The sequence below is a fragment of the Sphingobium nicotianae genome (assembly GCF_018603885.1).
Lineage (GTDB): Bacteria > Pseudomonadota > Alphaproteobacteria > Sphingomonadales > Sphingomonadaceae > Sphingobium > Sphingobium nicotianae.
The window spans coordinates 23,257-46,512 of record NZ_JAHGAW010000004.1; the positions used below are offsets into that span (position 1 = coordinate 23,257).

At 64.9% G+C, this 23,256-nt stretch carries 25 protein-coding genes and 3 pseudogenes; 22 read left to right on the plus strand and 6 right to left on the minus strand.

The genetic code is table 11. The features are described from left to right. Positions 1–24: 24 nt before the first annotated feature. Both KK488_RS06470 and KK488_RS06475 read right to left on the minus strand, forming a co-directional pair. Entirely contained in the window at positions 25–534 is a 510-nt protein-coding gene (locus KK488_RS06470) for a GNAT family N-acetyltransferase (RefSeq protein ID WP_214622348.1), read from the minus strand. Continuing rightward, positions 531–1,847 carry an SAM-dependent methyltransferase gene (locus tag KK488_RS06475; protein WP_214622349.1) on the minus strand — a complete coding sequence of 439 codons (1,317 nt, stop codon included), beginning with the start codon at positions 1,845–1,847 and terminating at the stop codon, positions 531–533. The genes KK488_RS06470 and KK488_RS06475 overlap by 4 nt, the downstream gene beginning before the upstream one ends. Positions 1,848–2,035: 188 nt before the next feature. Between KK488_RS06475 and KK488_RS06480 the strand changes: the two genes are divergently transcribed. The 10 genes and pseudogenes from KK488_RS06480 (at position 2,036) to KK488_RS06525 (ending at position 12,731) form a co-directional block, all read left to right on the plus strand. Next, positions 2,036–2,773: a class I SAM-dependent methyltransferase gene (locus KK488_RS06480; protein WP_214622350.1), complete on the plus strand. Its 738-nt coding sequence runs from the start codon at positions 2,036–2,038 to the stop codon at positions 2,771–2,773. 36 nt (positions 2,774–2,809) lie between these two features. Beyond that, positions 2,810–5,509: pseudogene (locus KK488_RS06485) on the plus strand (bifunctional [glutamine synthetase] adenylyltransferase/[glutamine synthetase]-adenylyl-L-tyrosine phosphorylase); the annotation flags it as partial. 73 nt (positions 5,510–5,582) lie between these two features. Further along, positions 5,583–6,047 carry a thioredoxin-dependent thiol peroxidase gene (bcp, locus tag KK488_RS06490; RefSeq protein WP_214622633.1) on the plus strand — a complete coding sequence of 155 codons (465 nt, stop codon included), beginning with the start codon at positions 5,583–5,585 and terminating at the stop codon, positions 6,045–6,047. A gap of 121 nt (positions 6,048–6,168) precedes the next feature. Then, positions 6,169–8,358: a TonB-dependent receptor gene (locus KK488_RS06495; RefSeq protein WP_250890148.1), complete on the plus strand. Its 2,190-nt coding sequence runs from the start codon at positions 6,169–6,171 to the stop codon at positions 8,356–8,358. Positions 8,359–8,593: 235 nt separating this feature from the next. After that, positions 8,594–9,331 carry a sulfite exporter TauE/SafE family protein gene (locus tag KK488_RS06500; RefSeq protein ID WP_214622351.1) on the plus strand — a complete coding sequence of 246 codons (738 nt, stop codon included), beginning with the start codon at positions 8,594–8,596 and terminating at the stop codon, positions 9,329–9,331. Beyond that, entirely contained in the window at positions 9,322–10,128 is an 807-nt protein-coding gene (locus KK488_RS06505) for a ferritin-like domain-containing protein (RefSeq protein WP_214622352.1), read from the plus strand. The genes KK488_RS06500 and KK488_RS06505 overlap by 10 nt, the downstream gene beginning before the upstream one ends. Positions 10,129–10,286: 158 nt before the next feature. Further along, positions 10,287–10,916, plus strand: a complete 630-nt coding sequence (locus tag KK488_RS06510) for a M23 family metallopeptidase (protein ID WP_432653841.1) — start codon at positions 10,287–10,289, stop codon at positions 10,914–10,916. A 105-nt stretch (positions 10,917–11,021) separates the two neighbouring features. After that, positions 11,022–11,345, plus strand: a complete 324-nt coding sequence (gene erpA, locus KK488_RS06515) for an iron-sulfur cluster insertion protein ErpA (protein ID WP_214622354.1) — start codon at positions 11,022–11,024, stop codon at positions 11,343–11,345. 115 nt (positions 11,346–11,460) lie between these two features. Further along, positions 11,461–12,234: an exodeoxyribonuclease III gene (gene xth / locus KK488_RS06520; RefSeq protein ID WP_214622355.1), complete on the plus strand. Its 774-nt coding sequence runs from the start codon at positions 11,461–11,463 to the stop codon at positions 12,232–12,234. Continuing rightward, entirely contained in the window at positions 12,234–12,731 is a 498-nt protein-coding gene (locus tag KK488_RS06525; protein ID WP_214622356.1) for a hypothetical protein, read from the plus strand. The genes xth and KK488_RS06525 overlap by 1 nt, the downstream gene beginning before the upstream one ends. Positions 12,732–12,749: 18 nt before the next feature. On the opposite strand, the pseudogene KK488_RS06530 reads toward KK488_RS06525, so the two are convergent. Continuing rightward, positions 12,750–13,547, minus strand: a pseudogene (locus KK488_RS06530) (ATP-binding protein); the annotation flags it as partial. Between the two features lie 65 nt (positions 13,548–13,612). Between KK488_RS06530 and KK488_RS06535 the strand changes: the two are divergent. The 3 genes from KK488_RS06535 (at position 13,613) to KK488_RS06545 (ending at position 14,997) form a co-directional block, all read left to right on the plus strand. Continuing rightward, the gene (locus KK488_RS06535) at positions 13,613–14,044 is read left to right on the plus strand and encodes a hypothetical protein (protein ID WP_214622357.1); all 432 of its coding nucleotides are present in this window, start codon (positions 13,613–13,615) and stop codon (positions 14,042–14,044) included. 54 nt (positions 14,045–14,098) lie between these two features. Then, the gene (locus tag KK488_RS06540) at positions 14,099–14,635 is read left to right on the plus strand and encodes a Panacea domain-containing protein (protein ID WP_214622358.1); all 537 of its coding nucleotides are present in this window, start codon (positions 14,099–14,101) and stop codon (positions 14,633–14,635) included. A 77-nt stretch (positions 14,636–14,712) separates the two neighbouring features. After that, complete coding sequence (locus KK488_RS06545) at positions 14,713–14,997, plus strand: hypothetical protein (RefSeq protein ID WP_214622359.1); 285 nt, start codon at positions 14,713–14,715, stop codon at positions 14,995–14,997. On the opposite strand, the gene KK488_RS06550 is transcribed toward KK488_RS06545, so the two are convergent. After that, positions 14,994–15,950 carry an IS1595 family transposase gene (locus KK488_RS06550; RefSeq protein ID WP_214622360.1) on the minus strand — a complete coding sequence of 319 codons (957 nt, stop codon included), beginning with the start codon at positions 15,948–15,950 and terminating at the stop codon, positions 14,994–14,996. The two genes, KK488_RS06545 and KK488_RS06550, sit on opposite strands and share 4 nt — an antisense overlap. Before the next feature lie 96 nt (positions 15,951–16,046). Here KK488_RS06550 and KK488_RS06555 point away from each other — a divergent pair, with 96 nt between their 5' ends. Both KK488_RS06555 and KK488_RS06560 read left to right on the plus strand, forming a co-directional pair. Further along, positions 16,047–16,280, plus strand: coding sequence for a DUF6471 domain-containing protein (locus KK488_RS06555; RefSeq protein WP_214622361.1), 234 nt, complete (start codon positions 16,047–16,049; stop codon positions 16,278–16,280). A gap of 26 nt (positions 16,281–16,306) precedes the next feature. Continuing rightward, positions 16,307–17,227, plus strand: coding sequence for a hypothetical protein (locus KK488_RS06560; RefSeq protein ID WP_214622362.1), 921 nt, complete (start codon positions 16,307–16,309; stop codon positions 17,225–17,227). Positions 17,228–17,311: 84 nt separating this feature from the next. Here KK488_RS06560 and KK488_RS06565 read toward each other — a convergent pair. Together KK488_RS06565 and KK488_RS06570 are read right to left on the minus strand one after the other, a co-directional pair. After that, positions 17,312–18,037: pseudogene (locus KK488_RS06565) on the minus strand (magnesium chelatase domain-containing protein); the annotation flags it as partial. Positions 18,038–18,657: 620 nt separating this feature from the next. Then, positions 18,658–19,371 carry a winged helix-turn-helix transcriptional regulator gene (locus KK488_RS06570; RefSeq protein WP_214622363.1) on the minus strand — a complete coding sequence of 238 codons (714 nt, stop codon included), beginning with the start codon at positions 19,369–19,371 and terminating at the stop codon, positions 18,658–18,660. An 81-nt stretch (positions 19,372–19,452) separates the two neighbouring features. On the opposite strand from KK488_RS06570, the gene KK488_RS06575 reads away from it, so the two are divergent. Genes KK488_RS06575 through KK488_RS06605 form a run of 7 tightly spaced genes read left to right on the plus strand, consistent with a single transcriptional unit; the run spans position 19,453 to position 23,235 of the window. Beyond that, positions 19,453–19,887 (plus strand): VOC family protein, encoded by a 435-nt coding sequence (locus KK488_RS06575; RefSeq protein WP_214622364.1) that lies wholly within the window; start codon positions 19,453–19,455, stop codon positions 19,885–19,887. A gap of 27 nt (positions 19,888–19,914) precedes the next feature. Next, positions 19,915–20,145: a DUF4287 domain-containing protein gene (locus tag KK488_RS06580; protein WP_214622365.1), complete on the plus strand. Its 231-nt coding sequence runs from the start codon at positions 19,915–19,917 to the stop codon at positions 20,143–20,145. A 48-nt stretch (positions 20,146–20,193) separates the two neighbouring features. Further along, complete coding sequence (locus tag KK488_RS06585) at positions 20,194–20,865, plus strand: glutathione S-transferase family protein (protein WP_214622366.1); 672 nt, start codon at positions 20,194–20,196, stop codon at positions 20,863–20,865. Beyond that, positions 20,862–21,242, plus strand: coding sequence for a DUF1428 domain-containing protein (locus KK488_RS06590; protein WP_214622367.1), 381 nt, complete (start codon positions 20,862–20,864; stop codon positions 21,240–21,242). Before KK488_RS06585 ends, KK488_RS06590 begins: the two co-directional genes overlap by 4 nt. 42 nt (positions 21,243–21,284) lie before the next feature. Then, complete coding sequence (locus tag KK488_RS06595) at positions 21,285–22,049, plus strand: VOC family protein (RefSeq protein WP_214622368.1); 765 nt, start codon at positions 21,285–21,287, stop codon at positions 22,047–22,049. Positions 22,050–22,096: 47 nt separating this feature from the next. Then, complete coding sequence (locus KK488_RS06600) at positions 22,097–22,585, plus strand: VOC family protein (protein ID WP_214622369.1); 489 nt, start codon at positions 22,097–22,099, stop codon at positions 22,583–22,585. Then, positions 22,582–23,235 carry a glutathione S-transferase family protein gene (locus KK488_RS06605; RefSeq protein WP_214622370.1) on the plus strand — a complete coding sequence of 218 codons (654 nt, stop codon included), beginning with the start codon at positions 22,582–22,584 and terminating at the stop codon, positions 23,233–23,235. Before KK488_RS06600 ends, KK488_RS06605 begins: the two co-directional genes overlap by 4 nt. Positions 23,236–23,256 lie beyond the last annotated feature (21 nt).

Sequence of the window (23,256 nt, forward strand, 5' to 3'; positions counted from 1 at the left end):
TGTCCAAACCGATCGCGACGGACTCTAGCGCGGCAGCGCATCCAGCAGCACCGCCCAGCGCTCATGGTCGCGCCATTCGCCGTTGATGCGCAGGTAGCGGGGCGAGAAGCCCTCGCGCTGGAAGCCGGCCCGGCGCACGAGCGCGATGGAGCGCGCGTTGTCGGGCTGGATATTGGCCTCGATGCGATGGAGGCCGATCTCGTTGCGGGCAAAGGCCAGCGTCTGCACCAGTGCCTGCGTCATGAGCCTCTGCCCGCTCGTGCGGATCGCGCCATAATAGCTCAGATAGGCGCTGCGGAAGTCCTTGAGGAAGATCTGGCTGAAGCGCAGCACGCCGACGATCTCGCCATCTTCCGTGCGGGCGACCAGCGCCACCTCGCTCTCGTTGCTTGCGCTCTCGAACCACCGGTCGAACCCGTCCATGTTCATGAACGGTTTGGCCCAGGGCTCGTGCATCGCGCGGCTCTCGATGTTGGCCTGGATCAGGTCGGCCGCGTCGCCCCTTACGGCCCGGGCGAGGCGGACCGAGGTCAAACCCGCTTCGCTCCCAGATATTCCGTCCGCCGGTCGAACGCGACACCGGAGGGGCCGACATAGCGGCTCGTCGCGACCACCTGGAACGCGTTGAGCGCGCCGCGGTGGAAGGAGAGGGCGCAGAGTGAGAGATAAAGCAGCCACAGCCGCGTCTGGGGCATGCCGACCAGCGCGGCGCCTTCCTCGCGGCGGGCATAGAGGCGGCGCGCCCAATGCTCGGTGGTGTAGCCGAAATGCTCGCGCACCGCCTCGACCTCATGCACCTCGAACCCGGCCCGCTCCAGCGCGCCGCAGGTCATGCCGATATGGTCGAGTTCGCCGCCGGGGAAGATATATTCGACGATGAACTTCATGTAGGGCGTCAGCTTGGGGAAATCGGCCGGGTTCTCGGTGTTCCGCCGGAAGCTCGCCTGGCCGAAATAGACGCCGCGCTCGCGCATGTGGCGGCGCAGATAGCGGTAGAATTCATGATGGTTGGCGATGCCGACATGCTCGACCATCTCGACCTGCGCGATCTTGTCGAAGATCCTGTCGTCCGGCAGGCTGCGGCAGTCGCGCAGCTCCAGCGTCACCTGATCGCCAAGGCCGAGCCGGGCGACCTTCGCGCTGGTATAGTCATACTGCTCCTGCGAGAGCGTCGTGCCATAGGCCTGCACGCCATAATGCTGCGCGGCATGACAGAGCAGCCCGCCCCAGCCGCAGCCGGGATCGAACAGCCGGTCGCCCGGCTGCAGGCGCAGCTTGCGGCAGATGAGGTCGAGCTTGGTCAGCTGCGCCTCGTCCAGCGAGCTCTCCGGCGTCGGGAAATAGGCCGAGGAATAGACCATATTCTCGTCGAGGAAGAGCTCGTAGAAGGCGTTCGAGAGATCGTAATGGAAGCCGATCAGCTCGCGGTCGTCGCGGCCGCTGGAAGGGGCGAGGCCGACCTTTTTGGTGAAGCGCTTGACCAGCGACGGCACCGAATAGCTCTTCGCGAGGATCGGCAGCGCCGCCTTGAGCAGGCGCATCTTGTTGACCTTGCCGGGCAGGAAGCGGAACTGGAGATGATCGACATGGCGCATCGCGTCGATCGGATCGCCGCCGACAATGTCGAGATCGCCCGCCGCATAGAGCTCGGCGACCGTGATCAGCGAGGGCTCGCGCAGCAGGCGACGCATCGCGCTCGGCGAAGTGATGGCGAAGCGGATCTGCTCCTGCGCATTCGCCCCGAGCGGGATGATCGAGCCGTCCCACAGCTCGAGGCAGATATCGACATTCAGATGGCGGGCAAGTTCGCCGATGACGGCTTTGGTAGCGTTGAGTTCGCTCGTCATGAAAGGCGTCGGTCCTCGGTTGATCCTGTCTCCGCCCTGCTCTTGCCGCGTCGATCCGCAAAAGGCGATGATTTTCTGCGCTGCCCGCGCCGCGCCCGGACCGGATTTCTTTTTGACAGCGCGCACGATCCGTGGTGCTTTCCGCCGCACCTTGAGAAGGGGAGGAATGGTTCATGCGCTGCACGTCATTGGCTGTCCTGTTGATTATCGCCACCGGGTCGATCGGGGCGCTCGCCGCCGGCGGCCCGTCGCCATCGCAATATACGCGGCTCCTCGCCGACAAGGAGCGCCCGGCCGACGATGTCGCCGCCGACGCCAATCGCAAGCCGGCCGAGACCCTTGCCTTCGCCGGCGTGAAGCGCGGCATGGTGGTGGGCGAGTTCTTCCCCGGCGGCGGCTATTTCACGCGCCTGCTGAGCAAGGCGGTCGGTCCGGGCGGCCATATCTACGGCATCGAGAATGCCGGCTGGAAAGGCGCGGTCGAGGCCGACCAGAAACTGACCAGCAGCGGCAAGTTCGGCAATGTCTCGATCGACGCGCTGACCTTCGGCGCGGTCCGCTTTCCCGAGCCGCTCGACCTGGCCTGGGTGACGCAGAATTATCATGACCTCAAGATCGCCAAGTTCGGTGTTGTGGATACCGACAAGTTCAACCGCGCCGTCTTCGCGGCGCTGAAGCCTGGCGGGACCTATTTCATCCTCGATCACGAGGCGCCTCCCGGCACCGATGCGGCGGGCATCGAGAAGCTCCACCGGATCGAGAAGGCGCAGGTGATCCGCGAGGTGACCGCCGCCGGCTTCCAGCTGGTCGAGGAGGGCAAGTTCCTGAACCGGCCAAGCGACGATCACAGCCTGCCGATCTTCGACAAGGCGGTGCAAGGCCAGACCGACCAATATGCGCTGAAGTTCATCAAGCCGAAGAAGTGACCGGCCCGGTCGCGCGATGTAAAACGGCGCCATAGACAGAAGGACAGTATCATCGCTTTGACCGACGCCGTTGCGCGCGCCCGGGCGCATTCGCCGTTCCTCGCCCGCCAGATCGATACGTTCCCCGATCTGGTCGCGCGGCTGGATGCGGACGGCGCGCAACCGGCCTGGGAGGCGGCGCTGGCGGCGCCGGGCAACGAGCCGGCCGACCGGCGGTTGCGCCTGCGCCGGCGCGGCGCGGCGCTCGTCGCGGGCCTCGCCGATCTCGCCGCGCTGTGGGATCTCGATGCCGTCACGCGGCACCTCTCCGATTTCGCCGACGCCGCCGTCGACGCCGCGCTCGCTGCCGCCTTCGCCGAGCGCTATCCCGGTGAGGCGCCGCGCGGCATCGCGGTGATCGCGCTCGGCAAGCATGGCAGCCACGAGCTCAACTACAGCTCGGACATCGATCCGATCCTGATCTTCGATCCCGAGACGATGCCGCACAACGGGCGTGAGGAGCCACAGGAGGCGGCGCTGCGCGTGGCGCGGCGGATGGTCGCCCTGCTCTCCGAGCGCACGGCGGACGGCTACGTCTTCCGAGTCGATCTGCGGCTGCGCCCGTCGCCCGAAGTCTCGCCGATCATCCTGCCGGTCGATGCCGCCATCTCTTATTATGAGAGCGCGGCGGTGGGCTGGGAGCAGGCGGCCTTCGTGCGGGCGCGGGCGGCGGCGGGCGACATCGATCTCGGCCGCGCCTTCCTCGCCGCGATCCGCCCGTTCGTCTGGCGACGCAGCCTCGACTTTGGCGCGATCCGCGCGATCAGCGACGTCAGCCGGCGGATCCGCGCCCATTATGCCAGCGGTCAGCGCTTCGGGCCGGGCTATGATCTCAAGCGCGGGCGAGGCGGCATTCGCGAGGTCGAGTTTTTCGCGCAGGCACACCAGCTGATCCACGGCGGTCGCAATCCGGCCCTGCGCGCGCCCGCGACGCGCGATGCACTGCGCGTGCTCAGCGAGGCGGGCGTGATCGCGCCGGAGACGGTGGCGGCGCTGGACGCGGCCTATGTGACCTTCCGCACGATCGAGCATCGCCTGCAGATGGTCGACGATCGCCAGACCCACAGCCTGCCGGGCGATCCGGCGGCGATGGACAATGTCGCGCGGCTGCACGGGCTGGCGGACGGCGAGGCGTTGCTCGCCATGCTGCGCCCCCATGTCGAGGCGACCGGCCGGACCTTCGACACTTTGGTCGGGGAGGAGGAGGGCGCCGATGTCCACCTGCCCGACGAGGAACGCGCCCTTGCCCTGCGCCTGCGCGACATCGGCATCGAGGAGCCGGCGCCGTTCATTCAGCAGATCGCGCGCTGGCGCGACGGCAGTCTGCGCCCACTGCGCAGCACGGCGGCGCGCGAGGCGCTGGAGGATCTGCTGCCCGAGCTGATCCGCGAGATTGCCCGGGCGCCCGCGCCGCTCACCGCGCTCCACAAGCTCGATCAGGTAATCTCCGGCCTGCCGAGCGCCGTCAATCTGCTGCGCCTGCTGGTCGCGCGGCCCGGCCTTGCCGAGCTGCTCGTGCTGATCCTCGCCCATGCGCCGGTGCTGGCCGATGCGCTCGGGCGGCGCCCGGCCCTGTTCGATGGCCTCATCGACCAGAGCGCGCTCGATCTGCCGCCCGACGTACCGGCGCTGGTCGCGGACATGAAGCGGCGCGACACCAGCGAGGATCTGCAGGGGCGGCTTGATCATGTCCGTCACGCCGTGGGCGAGCGGCGCTTCGCGCTCGGCGTGCAGATCCTGAGCCGGGAGGTCGATCCGATCGCGGTCGGCCAAGGCTATGCCCGCGTGGCGGAAGCGGCGGTCGAGGTGCTGGCGCAGGCGGCGATCGCCGAGTTCGAGGACGCGCACGGGCAGGTGCCGGGCAGCGAGCTCGTCATCCTCGCGCTCGGCCGGTTCGGCGGCGGGCTGCTCACCCATGCCTCGGATCTCGACCTCATCTTTCTCTTCACCGGGGACTATGCGACCGAATCGACCGGCCGGCGTCCGCTCGGCGGCACGCTCTATTTCAACCGGCTGGCCACCCGCGTGATCAATGCCCTCTCGGTGCCGACGGCGGCCGGCGCCCTTTACGAGGTCGACACGCGGCTGCGCCCGTCCGGCAATCAGGGGCCGCTCGCGGTCAGCCTGGAGAGCTTCGCGCGCTATCAGGCCGAGAGTGCCTGGACCTGGGAGCATCTCGCCCTGTGCCGGGCGCGGCCGGTGTTCGGATCGGCCGCGGCGCGGGCCGAATTGCAGGGCATCGTCGATGCGGCGCTGCGGCAGCCGCGCGATCCGGAGGCCCTGCTGCGCGATGCGGTGAAGATGCGCGGCGACATCGCCACGCACAAGCCGCCGGCCGGGCCGCTCGACGTCAAGCTGGCGCCCGGCGGCCTCATCGATCTCGAATTCCTGATCCATGTGACGCAGCTCACCCATCGCACCGGCTTCTCGCCCAATCTGGCGCTGGCGCTGGAGCAGCTCGTCGAGGCCGGGCTGCTCGATCCCGCCCTGCGCGACGCCCATGCCCTGCTGACGCGCTACCTGATCGTCTCGCGGCTGGTGACGCCGCAATCGAGTGAACCGGCCGAGGAAAGCCGCTGGCTCGTCGCCAAGGCTTGCGGCGCGCTGGACTGGGAGGGGTTACTCGCGCGCATCGAGGACGCGCGGCAGGTCATCGGCGCGAGCTGGCGCGTGATGGCGGAGGGGGCGAAAACCTGATCTCTCCGTATTGGAGGACTGCCCCCACATGGATAAGAGGAGCAAAATCAGGAACCAAGTGAAGGACGAGCCCATGCTGTGCGAAGGCGACACATTGCCCGACGTCACCCTGACCGGCGCCGACGGCGCGCCGCTCAAGCTCTCCGCCTATCGTGGCAAGCCCTTGGTCGTCTATTTCTACCCCAAGGCCGACACGCCCGGCTGCACGACCGAGGCAATCGACTTCTCCGGCCTGATCGACGATTTCGGTACGCTCGGCGTGCCGGTGATCGCCGTCTCCAAGGATCCGGTGAAGAAGCTCAATCGCTTCGCCGAGAAGCACGGCCTTGCCGTCACCCTCGCCTCGGATGGCGACGGCAGCGTCTGCGAGGCCTTCGGCACCTGGGTAGAGAAAAGCCTGTACGGTCGCGAATATATGGGCATCGCGCGCGCCACCTTCCTCGCCGACAAGGACGGCAGGATCGTCCGGGTCTGGCCCAAGGTGAAGGTCAAGGGCCATGCCGCCGAGGTGCTGGCGGCGGGGAAGGCATTGGGATAAGCGCCTTGTCCGGCAGTTTGTTACGGTGACTGTAACCTTGCGCGAACCGTAAACGGTGTGACTCGCGCGCGAAAACGCGCCACGCCTGTGCGCCAGGAACCGCAATCATCGGAAGATAAGTTTGCCCAGAGTCTGGTTCGGCGCCCTCGCCCTGCTGACGGCCACCGCTTTCCCGTCCCTGCCGGTCCGCGCACAGGAGGCCGGGGCGGATGCCGCCAATGCCGCTGCCGATGCGCCGGCACCGGACAATCGCGACATCGTCGTCACTGCCTCGCGGCTCGATCTGATGGGCCGCGCCGCCACGGCCAGCCAGGGCTCTATCACCGCGAAGGAAGTCGAGCTGCGGCCGATCGTCCGCCCCGGCCAGCTCTATGAGAGCATCCCGGGCCTGGTCGTCACGATCCACTCGGGCGAGGGCAAGGCGAACCAATATCTGATCCGTGGCTATAATCTCGACCACGGCACCGATTTCGCCAATTTCGTCGACGACATGCCGGTCAACCGGCCGACCAACACGCATGGCCAGGGCTATTCCGACCTCGCCTTCCTGATCCCGCAGCTTGTCGCCGGGATCGATTACACCAAGGGGCCTTATTATGCCGCGATCGGCGATTTCGGCTCGGTCGCCTCGTCGCACACGCGGCTGGTCAACGAGATCCCGGCGCAGGTGACGGTGACCGCCGGCACGGACAAGGTCCAGTCGCTGTTCGGCGCCGGCACGCGGCATGTCGGGGCGGACGGCCGCCTGCTCGGCGCAGTCGAGCTCGCCCATCTCGACGGGCCCTGGCAGCCGGCGCAGAACTTCAGGAAGGTCAACGCCCTGCTGCGCTATAGCCGGGGCACGAGCGGTGACGGGTTCAGCCTTACCGGCATGTATTATCGAAGCTCCGGCCTGCTCATCACCGATCAGCCGCAGCGGGCGGTCGAGGCGGGGCTGATCGACCGCTTCGGAACGCTCGACCCCACCGACGCCAGCCGCTCGCTACGCTACAGCCTGTCCGCGCATCTCGACAAGCCGCTGGGGCCGGGCAAGCTCTCGCTGAGCCTCTACGGCATCCACGCGACGATGACGCTGTGGAACAATTTCACCCACTATCTCGACGATCCGGTCAATGGCGATCAGGAGCAGCAGGACGAGGAGCGCACCACGCTCGGCGGTGTGGTCTCCTACACGCTGCACGGCAAGCTTGGGTCGCTCGACAGCGAGACGCTGGTCGGCCTGCAGGGCCGGTATGACACAAACTTCGTCGATCGCCGGCACACGCTGCATCGCACGAGCGTGCTGAGCTACTGCAATCTCGAGCAGGATGACGGCTCGGTCATCGCCTATCCGACGATGGACGGATACTGCAACGCGGATCGCGTACACTTGCTCGACCTCGCGCCCTATCTCCAGAACACGACGCGCTGGACGCCGTGGCTGCGCACCGTGGTCGGCGTGCGCGAGGAATATTATCGCGCCGATGATCATAGCATCGTCACCGGCGCGCGGGGGAAGGGGCACCAGTGGCTGTTCCAGCCCAAGGGCAGCCTGATCCTGGGGCCATGGGCGAAGACCGAGCTCTATGTGAGCTATGGCCGCGGCTTTCACTCGGACGACGTGCGCGGCGTGTTCGGCATCCTGCCGACGCAGGGCATCCCGCTCGCCGGCGGCGCGACGCCCTTGCTCGCCGCGACGACCGGCGTCGAGATCGGCCTGCGCACCGACATCGTGCCCAGGCTCATGCTGCAGGTGGCGGCCTTCCAGCAGGATTTCGGATCGGAGCTGGTCTATAATCCCGACGCCGGGCAGGACGAGGCGGGCGCGCCCAGCCGCCGCAAGGGCATCGAGATTTCCGGGCAATATCATCCGGTCCGCTGGCTGGAGCTGAACGCCGATCTCGCCTTCTCGCGGCCGCGCTATCATACCGAGGATCTTGCCGCCTATGGCCTCAACGGCCCCTATATCGCCGACGCGCCCAACTTCATCTATTCGGCCGGCGTGCTGGTCGACACTCTCGGGCGCTGGTCGGGCGGGCTGCAGTGGCGTCGCCTCGGCACCCACTCGCTGAGCGACGGCGACCAGTTCCCGCAGGACAATGGCTATAGCGAGTTCAATCTCGATGTGGGCTATGCGCTGCCCGGCGGCTGGAAGGTGACGGCGAGCATCTTCAACATCTTCAACAGCCATGACGACGCCGCCGACTATTATTACACCACCCGCCTGCCCGGCGAGCCGGCGGAGGGGGTGGCCGATTTTCAGGTCCACCCGCTGGAACCACGTGCGGCGCGCCTCTCGATCACGAGGATGTTCGGCGGATCGGGCGGCTGAGGGGCGCCACATGCAGGCTCTGTCCTACGGATCGCCCGCCGTGCTACGCCCACGACCGGTGCCGGGCCATCCCGCACCGCTCCCGCTCTTTGCATCGTGAACCAGGCCGACCCGACATCGGGGCCTCGGCCGGCTCCGGCATGACTTTGCCGAAAATCTCCATGCGCGACACGTGTGATGTTCGTGAAGTTCCGGCCCTTGATCGTCCTGCCGTTAAGCCCCAAAGCGCCGGGCAATGACCGGCGCCTTCATCGTCCTCACCGCTTTCGTCACCGCGTTTCTGTCGGGCATTCTCGGCATGGCGGGCGGGCTTGTGCTGATGGGCGCGCTGGCGCTGGTGCTGCCGGTGTCGGCGGCCTTCGTGACGCACGGCATTCTCCAGCTTGTCGCCAATGGCTGGCGCGCGGTGGTGCATCGCCAGTATGTCGACTGGACCATCCTGCGCAACTATGCGGTCGCTTCCTTTGCTGCGGCTGCGCTGGTGTCGCTGGTCGGCTACGCGCCGTCCCGGCCGATGCTCTTCCTGCTGCTCGGGCTGGTGCCAATGCTGGTCTGGCTGCCGCGCAAATGGATCCAGCTCGATGCCGCGAAGATGCCGCACGCGATGATCTCCGGCTTCATGGTGACGGGGCTCAACCTGACTGCGGGCGTCGCCGGTCCGCTGCTCGACATCTTCTTCGTGCGCACGGCGCTGACCCGCCACCAGATCGTCGCCACCAAGGCCGCGACCCAGGTTTTCAGCCATCTCGCCAAGATCCTCGTCTATGGCGCGCCCTTGCTTGCGGCGCATGAGCGAGGCATGCCGCCGCTCTGGGTCTTCGTGCTCGCCATCCCGCTCTCCATGGTGGGCACGATCTGCGGCGGCTGGGTGCTGGACCGGATCAGCGACGTCAATTTCAAGCGCTACACGGCACTCGTCGTGACGGCGGTGGGCATAGGCTATCTGGTGAAGGCGGCGCAGGCATGGATGTGACGGAGGCGTCATCGCTGGGCGAAGCCTGCGTCGCCGTGCTGCGCTGCAGCGATCCGCGCGCGAAGGTGATGATGGCACGCAAGGCGGCGCGCGACTGGCGGCTGGGGCGGCTGGCGCATCGCTTCGACGCGGCGGTGCCGGATCGTCCGGGACGGCCCGGGACACCCGAGCTGCTGCCGCCCAACCGCATGCCCAAGCGCGGCAAGGGCGGGTCGCAGCGCGCGCGGACCGCGATGCTGCATGCGCTAGCCCATATCGAGTTCGTCGCGATCGACCTGGCGTTCGACATGGTGGCGCGGTTTGGCGCGGATTTCCCGCGCGACTTCGCCGACGACTGGCTGCGGGTGGGCGCCGACGAGGCGATGCATCATGCGCTGCTCGCCCGCCGCCTTCATGAGCTGGGCAGCCATTATGGCGCTCTCCCGGCCCATGACGGATTGTGGGAGGCGGCGATCGAAACGGCGCACGACGTCGCGGCGCGTCTCGCGATCGTTCCGCTGGTTCTGGAGGCCCGTGCGCTCGACATCACGCCCGAAACCATCGTGCGTTTCAGGCGTTTCGGCGATGAGCGGACTGCGTCGATGCTGCAACGAATCGTTGACGACGAGATTCGTCATGTCGCTGCAGGGACGAAATGGTTTTTGTGGTCGATGAACCGAGCCGGCCAGAACCCGCAGGAAAGCTACCAAAATCTGGTGCGGCGCCATTTTCGGGGCACCGTTAAGCCACCGTTCAACGACTCGGCGCGGAGTCAGGCCGGTTTAACGCGCGATTTCTACGGCCCCCTTGCGGGTTAACCCTTTATCAGGTCGAACGTCCCCAACCGGTGCACATGTACCGGAAACAAAAAATCTTTGAGGGCTCATCCCACGGAGCCCATCACGGGGTCTGCATGATTCAGAGTTTTGCCGTCGCTATCGCGAAGGATGGCCTCGTACGAGGCGCTGCCAAGTTGATGGCGATCGTTGCGATGATGGTTTCCGCACCTGCTTTCGCTGGCGAATCCGCCAATGACGCGCAGTTTTCCTCGCTCTTCTCCGCCTGGCAGCAGATGGATGCGCCCACCGAGCAGAGCACGAAGACCAAGGCCTCCATCCCCTCGCGCCAGCCGGTTGACTCGGTCTCCCTGACCTCAAGCTTCGGCACCCGCTCCGATCCCTTCAACGGCCACAAGCGCATGCATCAGGGCATCGACATTCCGGGTCCGCTCGGCACGCCGATCTATGCGACTGCCGACGGCATCGTGACCCGCGCCGAATGGTCGAACGGCTATGGCAATCTCGTCGAGATCAACCATGGCAACGGCCTCGAGACCCGCTACGGCCACATGTCCAAGCTGATCGCCCAGCCCAACGAGCGCGTGCGCCGCGGCCAGCTGATCGGCCTGATGGGCTCGACCGGCCGCTCGACCGGCAGCCACCTTCACTATGAAGTGCGCATCGCCGGCGCCGCCGTGAACCCGATGCCCTATATCGAAGGCACGAATTACGAGCTCGCGCTGGCCCAGGCCAAGGCGCATGACGAGCGCCAGATCGCCATGGGCGGTCCGGAAGCGCGCAAGAGCACGGATAACAAGGACCGGTAAATCCCACACAGCTGGTCCGACGAGGCGCCCGGTCCCGGACCGGGCGCTTTTTCTTTGTGTTGCGCGGATATTGCGGCGAGCCTGCCACCGCCCTATCTTGGCGCCATGGACATCGCTCTTTCTTCCTCGGCCGCGGCGCGCGTCGCCTGGATCGCCCAGCGGCAGAGCAAGCCCGCGATTCTCCGCCTGGCGGTGGAGGGCGGCGGCTGCTCGGGTTTCCAGTATCGTTTCGGCCTCGCCGATGAGCCCGAGGCGGACGATCTCGTCGTCGAGACAGACGGCGTGCGGCTGGTGGTGGATTCGATGAGCATCGATCTGGTGCGCGGCGGCACCGTGGACTTCGTCGACAATCTTGGCGGCGCGTCGTTCAAGGTCGACAATCCAAACGCCACGGCCGGTTGCGGCTGCGGCACGAGCTTTTCGGTCTAAAGCCGCCCTTTCCAATTTACGTCACCCTGAACTTGTTTCAGGGTCCATTTCGCGCCAGAGCCAGTCCATGAGGCTCGATGGATGCTGAAACAAGTTCAGCATGACGGGAGTAGAGATGCGCATCGCGACCTTCAACATCAACGGTATCCGCGCGCGCCTGCCGCGCCTCGTCGAGTGGCTGACCGAGACGCAGCCTGACGTCGCCTGCCTGCAGGAGATCAAGACGCAGGATGACGGCTTCCCGATCAAGGACATCGAGGAGGCCGGCTATGGCGCCATCTGGCATGGGCAGAAGGGGTTCAACGGCGTCGCCATCCTGGCCAGGGGGGCGACGCCGGCCGAGGTGACGCGCGGCCTGGAAGGCGAGCCGGAGGACGAGCATAGCCGCTATATCGAGGCGGAGGTGAACGGCGTGCGCATCGCCTCCATCTACCTGCCCAACGGTAATCCGGTGCCGGGGCCCAAGTTCGACTACAAAATCCGCTGGATGGCCCGGCTGCGCGCCCGCGCCGCGCAGATCTGGGCGGAGGAAGTGCCCGCCGTGCTGGCCGGCGACTATAATGTCATCCCCTTCGACCGCGACGTCTGGAAGCCCGAAGCGATGGCGAGCGATGCGCTGATGCAGCCCGAGAGCCGCACCGCTTACAAAGCGATGCTCGCCGACGGCTGGACGGACGCACTGGCCTCGCGCCATCCCAATGGCGGCGTGTGGACCTACTGGGATTACCAGATGAACGCCTGGCCGCGCGACGCGGGGTTCCGCATCGACCATCTGCTGCTGTCCCCGGCTGCGGCGGACCGGCTGGTCGATGCCCAAGTCGACAAGATCTATCGCGGGCGGGAGAAGGCCAGCGATCATGCGCCGGTCTGGGTGCGGCTGAAGGATTGATGCGCCCGCTCGCCGCCGCCCTGCTCGTGCTGGCGATGCTCGGCGGATCGGCGCACGGCTGGGCGGAGCCGCGCAAGACGAAAGCGGGCGACGCGCAGCTCATCTGCTTCCGGTACGGCACCTTCCGGTTACTCGCCGACGAGCGGGTCGTCGACTACAAGATCGGCATCGACGTGACCAGCGTGACCATCGGATCGCGCACCGACAAGATCACGATCAGCGAGAGCAGCGCCTGGCCGGTGCCGACGCAGCCGCGCGAGCAGCTGCTGGCGAAAGGGCAGACGGAAATCTACCGTTATGGCGGCGCGGCGCATCGCTATGCCGTCATGGCGCCGGCGCCGGGCGGAATGGAAGCCAAGCCGCTGATCTGGCTGAGCGTCGTCCCGCTGACGGGCAATGGTGATGACGCGGCGATCTACGCGCGCGTCGAGCTGCGCGATCCGGGCACGGTGAAATGCCAGCAGAGCTTCGTGTCGGACGTCGCGCCGGCCGAATGACGCGCGATCGAGCCGCGCTCAGTTCACCGGCGCCCGGCGCCGATAGCTCAGGGCCTCGGCAATGTGGATGCGGCTCACCGTATCCGCTCCCGCCAGATCCGCAATGGTGCGGGCGACCCGCAGCACGCGCGTATAGCCTCGCGCGCTGAGCTTCATCGCGGCGGCCGCCTGCGCCAGCAGGTCGCGTCCGGCCGTGTCGGGCGTGGCGACCGCTTCGAGCGCCTTGCCTTCGAGCTCGGCATTGGTGCGGGCTCCGTCGCAATCGGGCATGCGGGCGGTCTGGATGGCGCGCGCGGCGATCACGCGGCCCGCGACCTGCGCCGAGCCCTCGGCCGGCGGCGGCAGCACGAGATCGGCGGCAGTGACAGCTGCCACCTCGACGTGCAGATCGATGCGATCCAGCAGCGGGCCGGAGACCTTGGTCTGATAGTCGGCGGCGCAGCGCGGCGCGCGCGCGCAGGCGAGGGCCGGGTCGGCGAGATGGCCGCAGCGGCAGGGATTCATCGCCGCGATGAGCTGGACGCGGGCGGGGAAGGTGACATGGGCGTTGGCGCGCGCGACGCTGACCTCGCCGGTCTCCAGCGGCTGGCGCAGGCTGTCCAGCACGGCGCGCTGAAACTCCGGCAACTCGTCGAGGAACAGGATGCCGAGATGCGCCAGGCTGACTTCGCCCGGCTTGACGCGCAGCCCGCCGCCGACGAGCGCCGCCATGGAGGCGCTGTGATGCGGCGCGCGATAGGGGCGGTTCTGGCTGATCCGTCCGCCCGAGAGCGTGCCGGCGACCGAGGCGACCATCGAGACTTCCAGCGCCTCCGGCATTATGTAGCAAACGCACCAAGCATACCGGCGCTTTTACCGCATTGAGCGGCTAATGTGAATCCATGACGGATTACGCCCTTGAGCAACTGAAACGGAAGCGCGCGGATATGACCGGGGAGATTGCCCGCTGTCATGCCCGGCTACAGCAACTCAGCACAGACCTTGAGCATGTGGACGCCACGATACGGCTGTTCGCGCCAGACTTCGTGCAGGAGAGCATCTTACCCAAGGTGTTCGCCCCGCCCAAGTCGTGGAGCAAGCGCGGGGAGATGAGCCGGGCTGTGCTGTCCATCCTGCGCGTTGCCAAGGGTCCGCTGTCCACGCGCGAGATTGCCGCCATGATCGTCCAGCAACGCGGCCTAGAGCATGACAAGGGCATATTGGACGTGATGACGCGCCGTGTCGGGCATGTGCTGCGAGACAAGCGAGAGACGGGGCTGGTGCGGTCGGTGGAAGAGACGGGGCTTTGGCTACAGTGGGAAGTAGTAAGATAAGGTGCTTTGAAATCCGTTAGTGACAGATTCATGTTTTGTCCCTATATGCGCCTCATGGCACTCCGTTTCCAATTTGACGAACGGAAGGGCACGGAAGCGTTAGCGTTCGTCGCGAACCGCTGGCCCAACATAACCGTCTTTTATGCGTCCAAGGTACTCTTCTTTGCAGAGAAGGCGCACCTAAACCGCTATGGACGTCCTATTGTTGCGGATACTTTTGTGGCAATGCCCAATGGCCCCGTCCCTTCCACGCTATATGACTTTATCAAGGGAAACCTTGGGCTTTCTGGTGATCCAGACGCCTTTAAGGCCGCGATCGACGTTTCGCAGTATCCCAGGCTGGCGGGGAAGCGCGAAGCCTCAGACGACGCGCTTTCAGAAAGTGATCGAGATTGTCTCGATGAGGCGATTGCGTTCTGCAAGACCAAGAGTTTTGGATATCTTTCCCAGCTTACACACCAAGAGAAATCGTGGGCGGAGGCGGCTAGTAATGGGCCAATGGACTATGAAAAGTTCATTGATGATGCCAACCCCCACCGGGAAGCCATCATAGAGGATGCACAGGCGTTTGCCGCCTACGGCGTTCTGTGAACGTTGGGCATCTCTACGTCGTTCATACGACACTGACCAACCCACCAAAAAATAAGTTGGTCATTTGCATTTGCGACGTGGCCAATCTCTTCGCTTGGATCAACACCGACGCTCGTTATCACGGCATCGCCCAAGTGCCGCTCGCAGCGAATGACCACGCGGCATTGAAGCACGCTTGTTTTCTGGACGCGAGCAGGGTCACGACTTTTCGCGAGCAAGAACTACAGGCCGCGCTTGATCGCGGTTGTATTTCTTCCGGACTAGCTGCGCGTGTCATAGCTTGCGTGCAAGCTGAGCAGCCGCGTACTTTGACGCCAAGCCAGCTTGCGCTCTTTACGGCCAATCTGGCGAAGGTCGCTTAGGCCGCGCGCTGCCAGTAGCCCTTCCAATTCCGGCTAACACGACTCGCCAGACCAGCATCCAATACCATTGCAGCTTGCATGCCGTTATCGATGCGGCGGTTGTCCTCGCGCCACGAAGCTTCGCGGGCATACTGATAGAGATACTGGCCCGCGATATGATGGTGCGTCCCGACTTCCATGCGACGAAGGCGGCTGAAATAGCTTTCCGCCTGATTGGTGCAGGCGCCGTCATCGAAGAACTGGACCGAGTGATTGACGCGCTTCGTGTCCCAGCCGGCATGCAGGGCGTCCCAGCCCGTGCCTTCGTCGGCGTGGATGGTGGCGAGCGTTCCGACATGGTCGCGGACGAATGGGACGGCATCACCTTCATTGCGAACCACAAAGGGAAGCGACTTGCCGTTGCGCGAGCGCATGATGACAACGCACATGCGCTTGCCCGAGCGGTTCTCGGACAGGCGGCGGTCCTTGCGGTCGGCCTTTACGTTCTCAGGCTTCACGTGACCGCCAAAAAATGCGCCGTCGATCTCGACCACGCCATCCAGCTTGCGGCCGATCTGCTCGCGCGCCATCGCTTCGCGCAGCTTGTGGGTAAGCACGAAAGCGGTCTTATACTGGCAGGACAGGTCGCGGCTCAGTTGAAGCGCTGCAACGCCCTTGGCACCGTTCACGAAGATGACGATAGCCGCCAGAAGGTCCGTGAAGCTCATCTTGCGCGAGGCGAACATCGTGCCGCTGGTGACGCTGAACTGGTGATGGCAGGCAACGCACTTGAACTTGCGGCGCGTCGGAATGTCATAGCTCTCAACGCAGCCACAGCGCGGGCACACAGCCTCGCCGTCCGTCTCGGCCCAGCGCATTTGGCAAAAGGTCCGATACGCCTTGTCCTCGCCCATCGTGAAAACAGCCTTGAGGCTGATCGTGCGGGCCTTGGAAGAGAGGAGAAAGTGCTGCATGTCATCGAATCCGGCGATGTTATGCACTGGATATGATGGTTTACACATCAAAGTCAAGGGTGTATATCATCGTTTTTGATGATGATTGGAGCGCCCATGGCTAAGGCGGATGCGGCAACGGTTGAGTTCGAGACTCGCGCAAAGAACCTGCTAAAAGGAGAGTTGAAGCGGAGGGGGGTTACCTATGCTCAACTGGCGGAAAAGCTGGCGGCGCTTGGCGTCGTCGAGAATGAGCGCAATCTCAACAATAAGATCAGCCGGGGCGGCTTCACCGCTGCGTTCCTGCTGCAATGTCTGACCGCAATCGAAGTGAGCTCGCTAAACCTGTAAATTGGATCATCCCTCTTGTCGGGCTGATGCTGGTGATCGGCATCGCATGGGGATTGGGGTGGCTACAGGGCAGCGAGACCGAACGCCGCTATCAAACCCCCGCCGCCTATCAAGCAAGCGCTAAGGCCGACGCTGAGCGCGTCTGTGGAGCAGGGCCGGGTGCGTTTGATTGTATTTATGAAAAGGTAGAGGCCGCCAAAGAGCAAGCCAGCACCGAACAGGATTTGAGCGCCCAGCAGCGTGCCGCAAATTCCGCTCTCGCATCGGCGGTAATATCTTTTCTGACTCTCGTGGTGACGGCCATTGGCGTGGTGTTCGTCAAATCCACTCTCGACGCGACTTGGAAAGCCGTTGATGACACCGGCAACGCTACCGAGGCCATGCTTGAAGCGAATAAGATTGCTTACGATGCTTACCGCCCTTGGATTTTCGTAAAAAGTGTTTCGGTCAATCCTCAAGACTGGCGAAGTCGAGGAGAAAGGTTTGAATGGGTTATTCAACTCCAAAACAAAGGTGCTTCTCCGGCTCTCATTGATGCTGTCGAATACAGATTGTGCCTGACCAACGGAATACCGTCCGAGCCGTTCATGGACGATGACAGCCCTCATGGGCTGGCCATCAAAAGACGCCGATTTATGGATCATTTCATGACGACAGGACCGATAGAGCCGATTGAAGCTAATGGTTCCAGCGCCCCAATTCTGTTCAATGGAGGCACCATCCTCACCCGGCGGAAGCCTCTTCCGGAAGAGTGGAAGGCGCGAACCGAGGAGATTTTCCAGAAAACTATTCCAGTTGAAGGTTTTCTCGCTTGGTGGCTGCAAGGCCGGGTCCGATACCGAGATGCTCGGAACAGAGAGTGCGAAACCGCTTTCTGCTTTAAGTGCGACATGGGATGGGGGGCAATGACCGAAGAAGGCGGCACAAAGCACAACTACCGCATTTAGCGTGCTAATCACGCGCCTTCCCCTTGGTGGCGCGCGTATCCAAACCATGAGCTAGTTGGCTTGGTGCGTTTGCTACATAATGCCGAGCGCCTCGGCCGGCGTGAGCGGCGGCAGGATGCCGGGGAGGCAGCTCGCCATCAGCGACTTTCCCGCGCCCGGCGGCCCGATCATCAGCAGATTGTGGCCACCGGCCGCGGCGATCTCCAGCGCGCGCTTGGCGGTCTCCTGGCCCTTCACCTGGACGAGGTCCGGCCCCTGGCGCGGCGGCTCGGCCTCGCCCGGCTGCGGGCGCGGCAGGATCGTGCTGCCCTTGAGATGATTGATCAGGCCGAGCAGGTCCGGTGCGGCAAGGACGCCCTCCGACCCGGCCCAGGCAGCCTCGGCACCCTGTGCGGCGGGACAGATGAGGGTCAGCCCACGCGAAGCGGCATGGAGCGCGGCGAGGAGGACGCCGGGCACCGGGGCGACGCGGCCATCAAGGCCAAGCTCGCCGACGACGAGATGCTCGGCAAGATCCTCCGCATCGACCACGCCCATCGCGGCGAGCAGCGCCAGCGCGATCGGCAGGTCGTAATGCGAGCCTTCCTTGGGCAGGTCGGCCGGCGACAGGTTGACGGTGATCCGCTTGGGCGGGAGCGACAGGCCGATCGCGGCGATGGCATTGCGCACGCGTTCGCGGCTCTCGGCCACGGCCTTGTCGGCGAGGCCTACCACGATGAAGTTCGGCAGCCCCGCGACGAGCTGACACTGCACCTCGACCGGCCTCGCCTCCAGGCCGAGAAAGGCGACGGTAGCGACCGTTGCGATCATGATATGTTCTTCCCCCTAGCTGGGATATGCGGGGAGAGGCGCGGGGTGTCGAGGGGAATCTTTCTTTCCGCCGCACTTCCCGGTCTGGGCAGACGCGCGGTCGTCGAAGGCGCCGGACTGACCTTAACCTGGGCCGCGTGGACCACTTCCCGCTTCAATGATTGTCCGTTCTTGCGCGCTGACAATCGACGCCGGATGGCTGCACCCTGAGCAGTCGCTTCGGTTAGTTTGTCGTGGTGAACGGCCATTAGCCCCTCCTCTTCAGAGGAGGGGTTGGGGCGGTGCTGGACAGTTCGTCTGATCGCCGAGCGAGCGATGCTGGCGCATCGCCACCACCCCCTACCCCTCCTCTGAAGAGGAGGGGCTAATGACGGCAGTGTCGTCGCGCCCCGACTGGCGAGTTTCGGTAGAAGACGCCGGACAGCCGTCGTTCGAATTGTCCACGCCGCCTAAACCCGTTTGCCCTGAGCTTGTCGAAGGGGCTGTTTTTCTTCTGGAACGCGACAAGAAAGAACGGCCCCCTTCGACTGTCTGCCAAGGCAGGCGCTCAGGACAGGCTTCGACGAGCTCAGGGCGAACGGCTGTTGCATGAAGGGCTTTGGACGGCGAACGAACGCTTCTCAACCCTCGGCCCCCACCTTCACCGGCAGCTCGAACAGGATCGGGAAGAGCGAGATTAGCTCCGGGTCGCCTTCGGCCTTGAGGAGGCCAGCCGGTTCCAGCTCGGCTGGCGGCACCTTCCCATGGACGTAGGCGCCCAGGCCCGGCGCGGTGCCGGTGAAGATCGCCGCCGCATCTTTCGGTTCCTCGCGCGTGATGGCGATCTCGCCGTTGCGGACATGGCCGCGGAAAGCGAGCGAGCCGAAGCGGAAGCCGACAACAAAATCCAGTCCCTTCGCCCGCTCGGGCACCAGCAGGGTGCGCATCGACAGCATGATCGAGACCGGGCTGATCGGCAGGTTGGGATCGTGCGCGGGCGAGCGCGCGGCCCATCGGCCCAGCTCCTTGACGATGATCTCCGCCTCATAGCCCCAGGGGGTCAGGCCATAGACCTGCACATTGGCCGGCGGCGGCAGCGTCGTCTTCTCGATGATGCCGCGCGCTTCGAGCTCGATGAGGCGCTGGGTCAGCACATTGGCGCTCAGGCCTGGCAGATCGCCGCGCAGGTCACTGAACCGACGCGGTCCCAGCATAAGCTCCCGCACGACGAAAAGAGCCCATCTTTCTCCAAGCAATTCAAGGCCATGGGCTGTGCCGCACGCGTCGTCGTAGCGGCGGATGGATTCACCTTTCGTCGCCAATCTGGACCGGTTGGTTGTTTTTTCTAACTTCATAGTTGCAATATGTAATTTCCAAGGACATGATTGTCAAGGTTGAGCGAATCGCTCGTCAAGGAATGAGAGGGAGTGCCTGACATGGAAAAGATGATTTTCGTGAACCTGCCGGTGACGGACCTCAGCCGGTCGATCGCGTTCTACGAGGCGATCGGTGCGACGGCGGATCAGCATTTTCGCGACGATACCGCGCAGATGATGAAGTTTTCCGAGACGATCTGCGTGATGCTGCTGACGCACCCCCGTTTCAGCGGCTTCACCAGCCGCAAGATCCCCAATGCTCATGAGACCGCGCAGGTGCTGCTCTGCCTCACGGAGGAGAGTCGCGCCGATGTCGACGGCACCGTCGCCAAGGCGGTCTCGGGCGGCGGCGCGGCCGACCCCAATCCGGTGCAGGACCATGGCTTCATGTATGGCCGCAGTTTCGAGGATCCGGATGGCCACATCTGGGAAGTCACCTGGATGGATGTCGAGGCGGCGATGGCGGCGAGTGCCGGCGCCGAAGCCTCGGCCTGACGCCGCCGGAACGAGGGGAGGCAAGCCATGTCGTTCCAATCCTACCTCGACACTATCCAGGCCAAGACCGGACAGTCGCCCGCGGACTTCCGCGCCTATGCCGACTGGCAAGGCTATCTGACGGACGGTCAGCTCAAGCCCGAGGTCAAGGCGGGCACGATCGTCGCCGACCTCAAGCGGGACTTCGGCCTCGGTCATGGCCACGCCATGGCGATCTACGCCCTGCTCAAGGGCATCAAGTCGGAAGGCGAGAATTGAGGGGCTGACCGGCCCCTCCGCCGACCTTGCACCCAAGGAGGTTTTACCATGCCACAGAGAGACGATGCCGCCATCGAGGTCACGGGCTTTGCCTGGGTTCCTCCCTTTGCCCGGGGCCATGTCCGCGATCTGCGCGTCCGCTGGGCGCTGGAGGAGATCGGCCTCGATTATCGCACCCGCCTGATCAGCGCGGTCGAGCGACCGACCAGCTATTTCGGCGAGCAGCCCTACGGCCAGGTGCCCTATTACAAGGAAGGCGATGTCGAGATTTTCGAGAGCGGCGCGATCGTGCTACACATCGCCGAGAAGGATGAGCGGTTGCTGCCGCGCGATCCGGTCGGCCGGGTCCGCGCCCAGACCTGGCTTATCTCCGCGCTGAACAGCATGGAGCCCTACATCATGAACATGGTGACGATCGACGGCTTCTGCGCGGACCAGGAATGGGCGCTGCTGCGCCGCCCGGCCCAGGTCGAGATGATGGAGCGCCGGCTGCAGCATCTCTCGGTCGCGCTGGGCGACAAGGACTGGCTGGAAGGCCGCTTCACCGTCGGCGATCTCATGATGGTCGAGGCGTTGCGGAACCTGTCGGCCGACAGGCTGTCCATCCCGCAAAACTTGCAGGACTATGTCGCGCGGGGCGAGGCCCGGCCCGCATTCCAGGCGGCGCTGGCCGCGCAGCTGGCCGATTTCGTGCCAGATGAAGAAGGAGTGCCCGCATGAGCTATATTGATGGGTTCGTCTGCCCGGTGAAGCCGGGCCGCAAGGACGACTATGCCGCGATGGCCAGCATGGCCGCGCCTCTGTTCATCGAATATGGCGCGCTGCGCGTCGTCGAGAGCTGGAACGACGATCTCATGGTCGGCAAGACCAACGACTTCCGCACCGCCGTGGTCGCCGAGGACGGCGAGGATGTCGTCTTCTCCTGGATCGAATGGCCGGACAAGGCGACGCGCGACAAGGGCTGGGAAGCCCTGATGAAGGACGAGCGCATGAAGGGGCCGGAGGACAATCCCATGGCCGGCGCACGGATGATCTATGGCGGCTTCTCGACGATCCTCGATCAGGCATCGATCGAGGGACAGGATCGCGGCGGCTGACCGCCGGCAGCATTCGCTTCGAATAGCTCAAGGAGAGATGCGATGAGAAACAAGCATGGCGAATTCATCTGGTACGAGCTGATGACGCCGGACGTGCCCGGTGCGAAGGCCTTTTACGAGGCGGTGGTCGGCTGGAAGATCAGCGACGAAAGCGCGTCGCCCGGCATGGACTATCGGATGATTTCCGCGCCTGACGCGATGATCGGCGGGGTTCTGCCGATTGACAAGGACATGGCCGATCACGGCGCCCGTCCGGTCTGGGTCGGCTATATCGGCGTGGATGATGTCGATGCGGCGGTCGCGGGGATCAAGGAACGCGGCGGCAATGTCCATATGGGTCCGGTCGACATTTCCGCCGGCCGGCTCGCCATGGCGACCGATCCGCAGGGCGCGCTCTTCTATGTGATGCGCGGCGCCGTCGATGCGGTGAGTACGGCCTTCGCGACCGGGAAGGACGGCCATTGCGAATGGAACGAGCTGTCCATCCCGGACCAGAAGGCCGCGCACGACTTCTACGAGGGCCTGTTCGGCTGGACCAATCCGGAGAGCATGCCGATGGGCGCCATGGGCGACTATCGCTTCCTCTATGCCGGCGACATCCGCATCGGGGCGACCGTCGAGCAGAAGGACCGGCCGGCCTACTGGCTGCATTATTTCCACGTGCCGTCCATCAATGCCTCGATCGACGCGGTGAAGGCGCATGGCGGCAGCATCATGATGGGGCCGCATGAGGTGCCGGGCGGCGGCAATATCGTCATCGGCACCGACCCGCAGGGCGCGACCTTCGCGCTGTCGGGGCCGCTCTGAGACCGAGAGATACTCACAATCCCCCCATTGCCGAAAGGAATACGGCCATGACGCACTATATGACCACCTGCCTCTGGTTCGACGGCGCCGCCGAGGAGGCCGCCGCCTTCTATGTGACGCTGATGCCCGACAGTCATGTCGACAAGATCATGCGCTCGCCGGCGGACAATCCCTCCGCCCAGGAAGGCCAGGTTCTGGTCGTCGAGTTCACGCTGGGCGGGCAGAAGTTCGTCGGCCTCAATGGCGGGCCTATGTTCAAGCATAGCGAGGCGGTCAGCTTCCAGATCCATACCGACGATCAGGCGCAGACCGACCGGCTGTGGGACATGATCACGTCCAACGGCGGCGCGGAAAGCCGGTGCGGCTGGTGCAAGGATCGCTGGGGTGTCAGCTGGCAGATCACGCCCAAGCGCCTCACCGAGCTGACCGCCGATCCCGATCCGGCGGTGGCGCGGCGGGTGTTCCAGGCGATGATGACGATGGGCAAGATCGACATCGCCGCGCTGGAGGCGGCCGCGGAGGCGCAGCCGGCATGAGCTACACCCTCTATGCGCATCCCTTCTCGAGCTATTGCTGGAAAGTGCTCATCGCGCTCCACGAGAAAGAACTGCCCTTCGATTATAAGATGATCGAGAGCGAGGAGGCGATGAGGGAGCTGAACGGTCACTGGCCGCTCGGCAAGTTCCCCGTGCTCGTCGACGAGGGCGTGCCGGTGATCGAATCCACCACGATCATCGAATATCTCGACCTGCGCCATTATGAGCGCGCGCCGCTGGTCCCGGCCAATGCCATCGATGCGCTCGATGTGCGGTTCATGGACCGGGTGTTCGACAATCATGTCATGACGCCCATGAACGCCATCGTGCAGGAATATCTCATCGATGGCGCGTCGCCGGACCGGGCGCGGATCGCGAAGGCGGAGGCGGCGCTTGACGCCATCTATGCCTGGCTGGACGTGCGCCTGGCCGGGCGGACATGGGCCAGCAGCCACGGCTTCAGCCTCGCCGATTGCGCGGCCGCGCCGGCGCTCTTCTATGCCGACTGGGTGCGGGAGATTCCGGATGCGCTGGGGCATCTGCGCGACTATCGTGCGCTGCTCAACGCGCGGCCGTCGGTCGCGAACTGCATCGAGGAAGCGCGGCCTTATCGCGGCTATTTCCCGCCCGGCGCGCCGGATCGGGATTGAGCCGGTCACATCCGGGGAGGG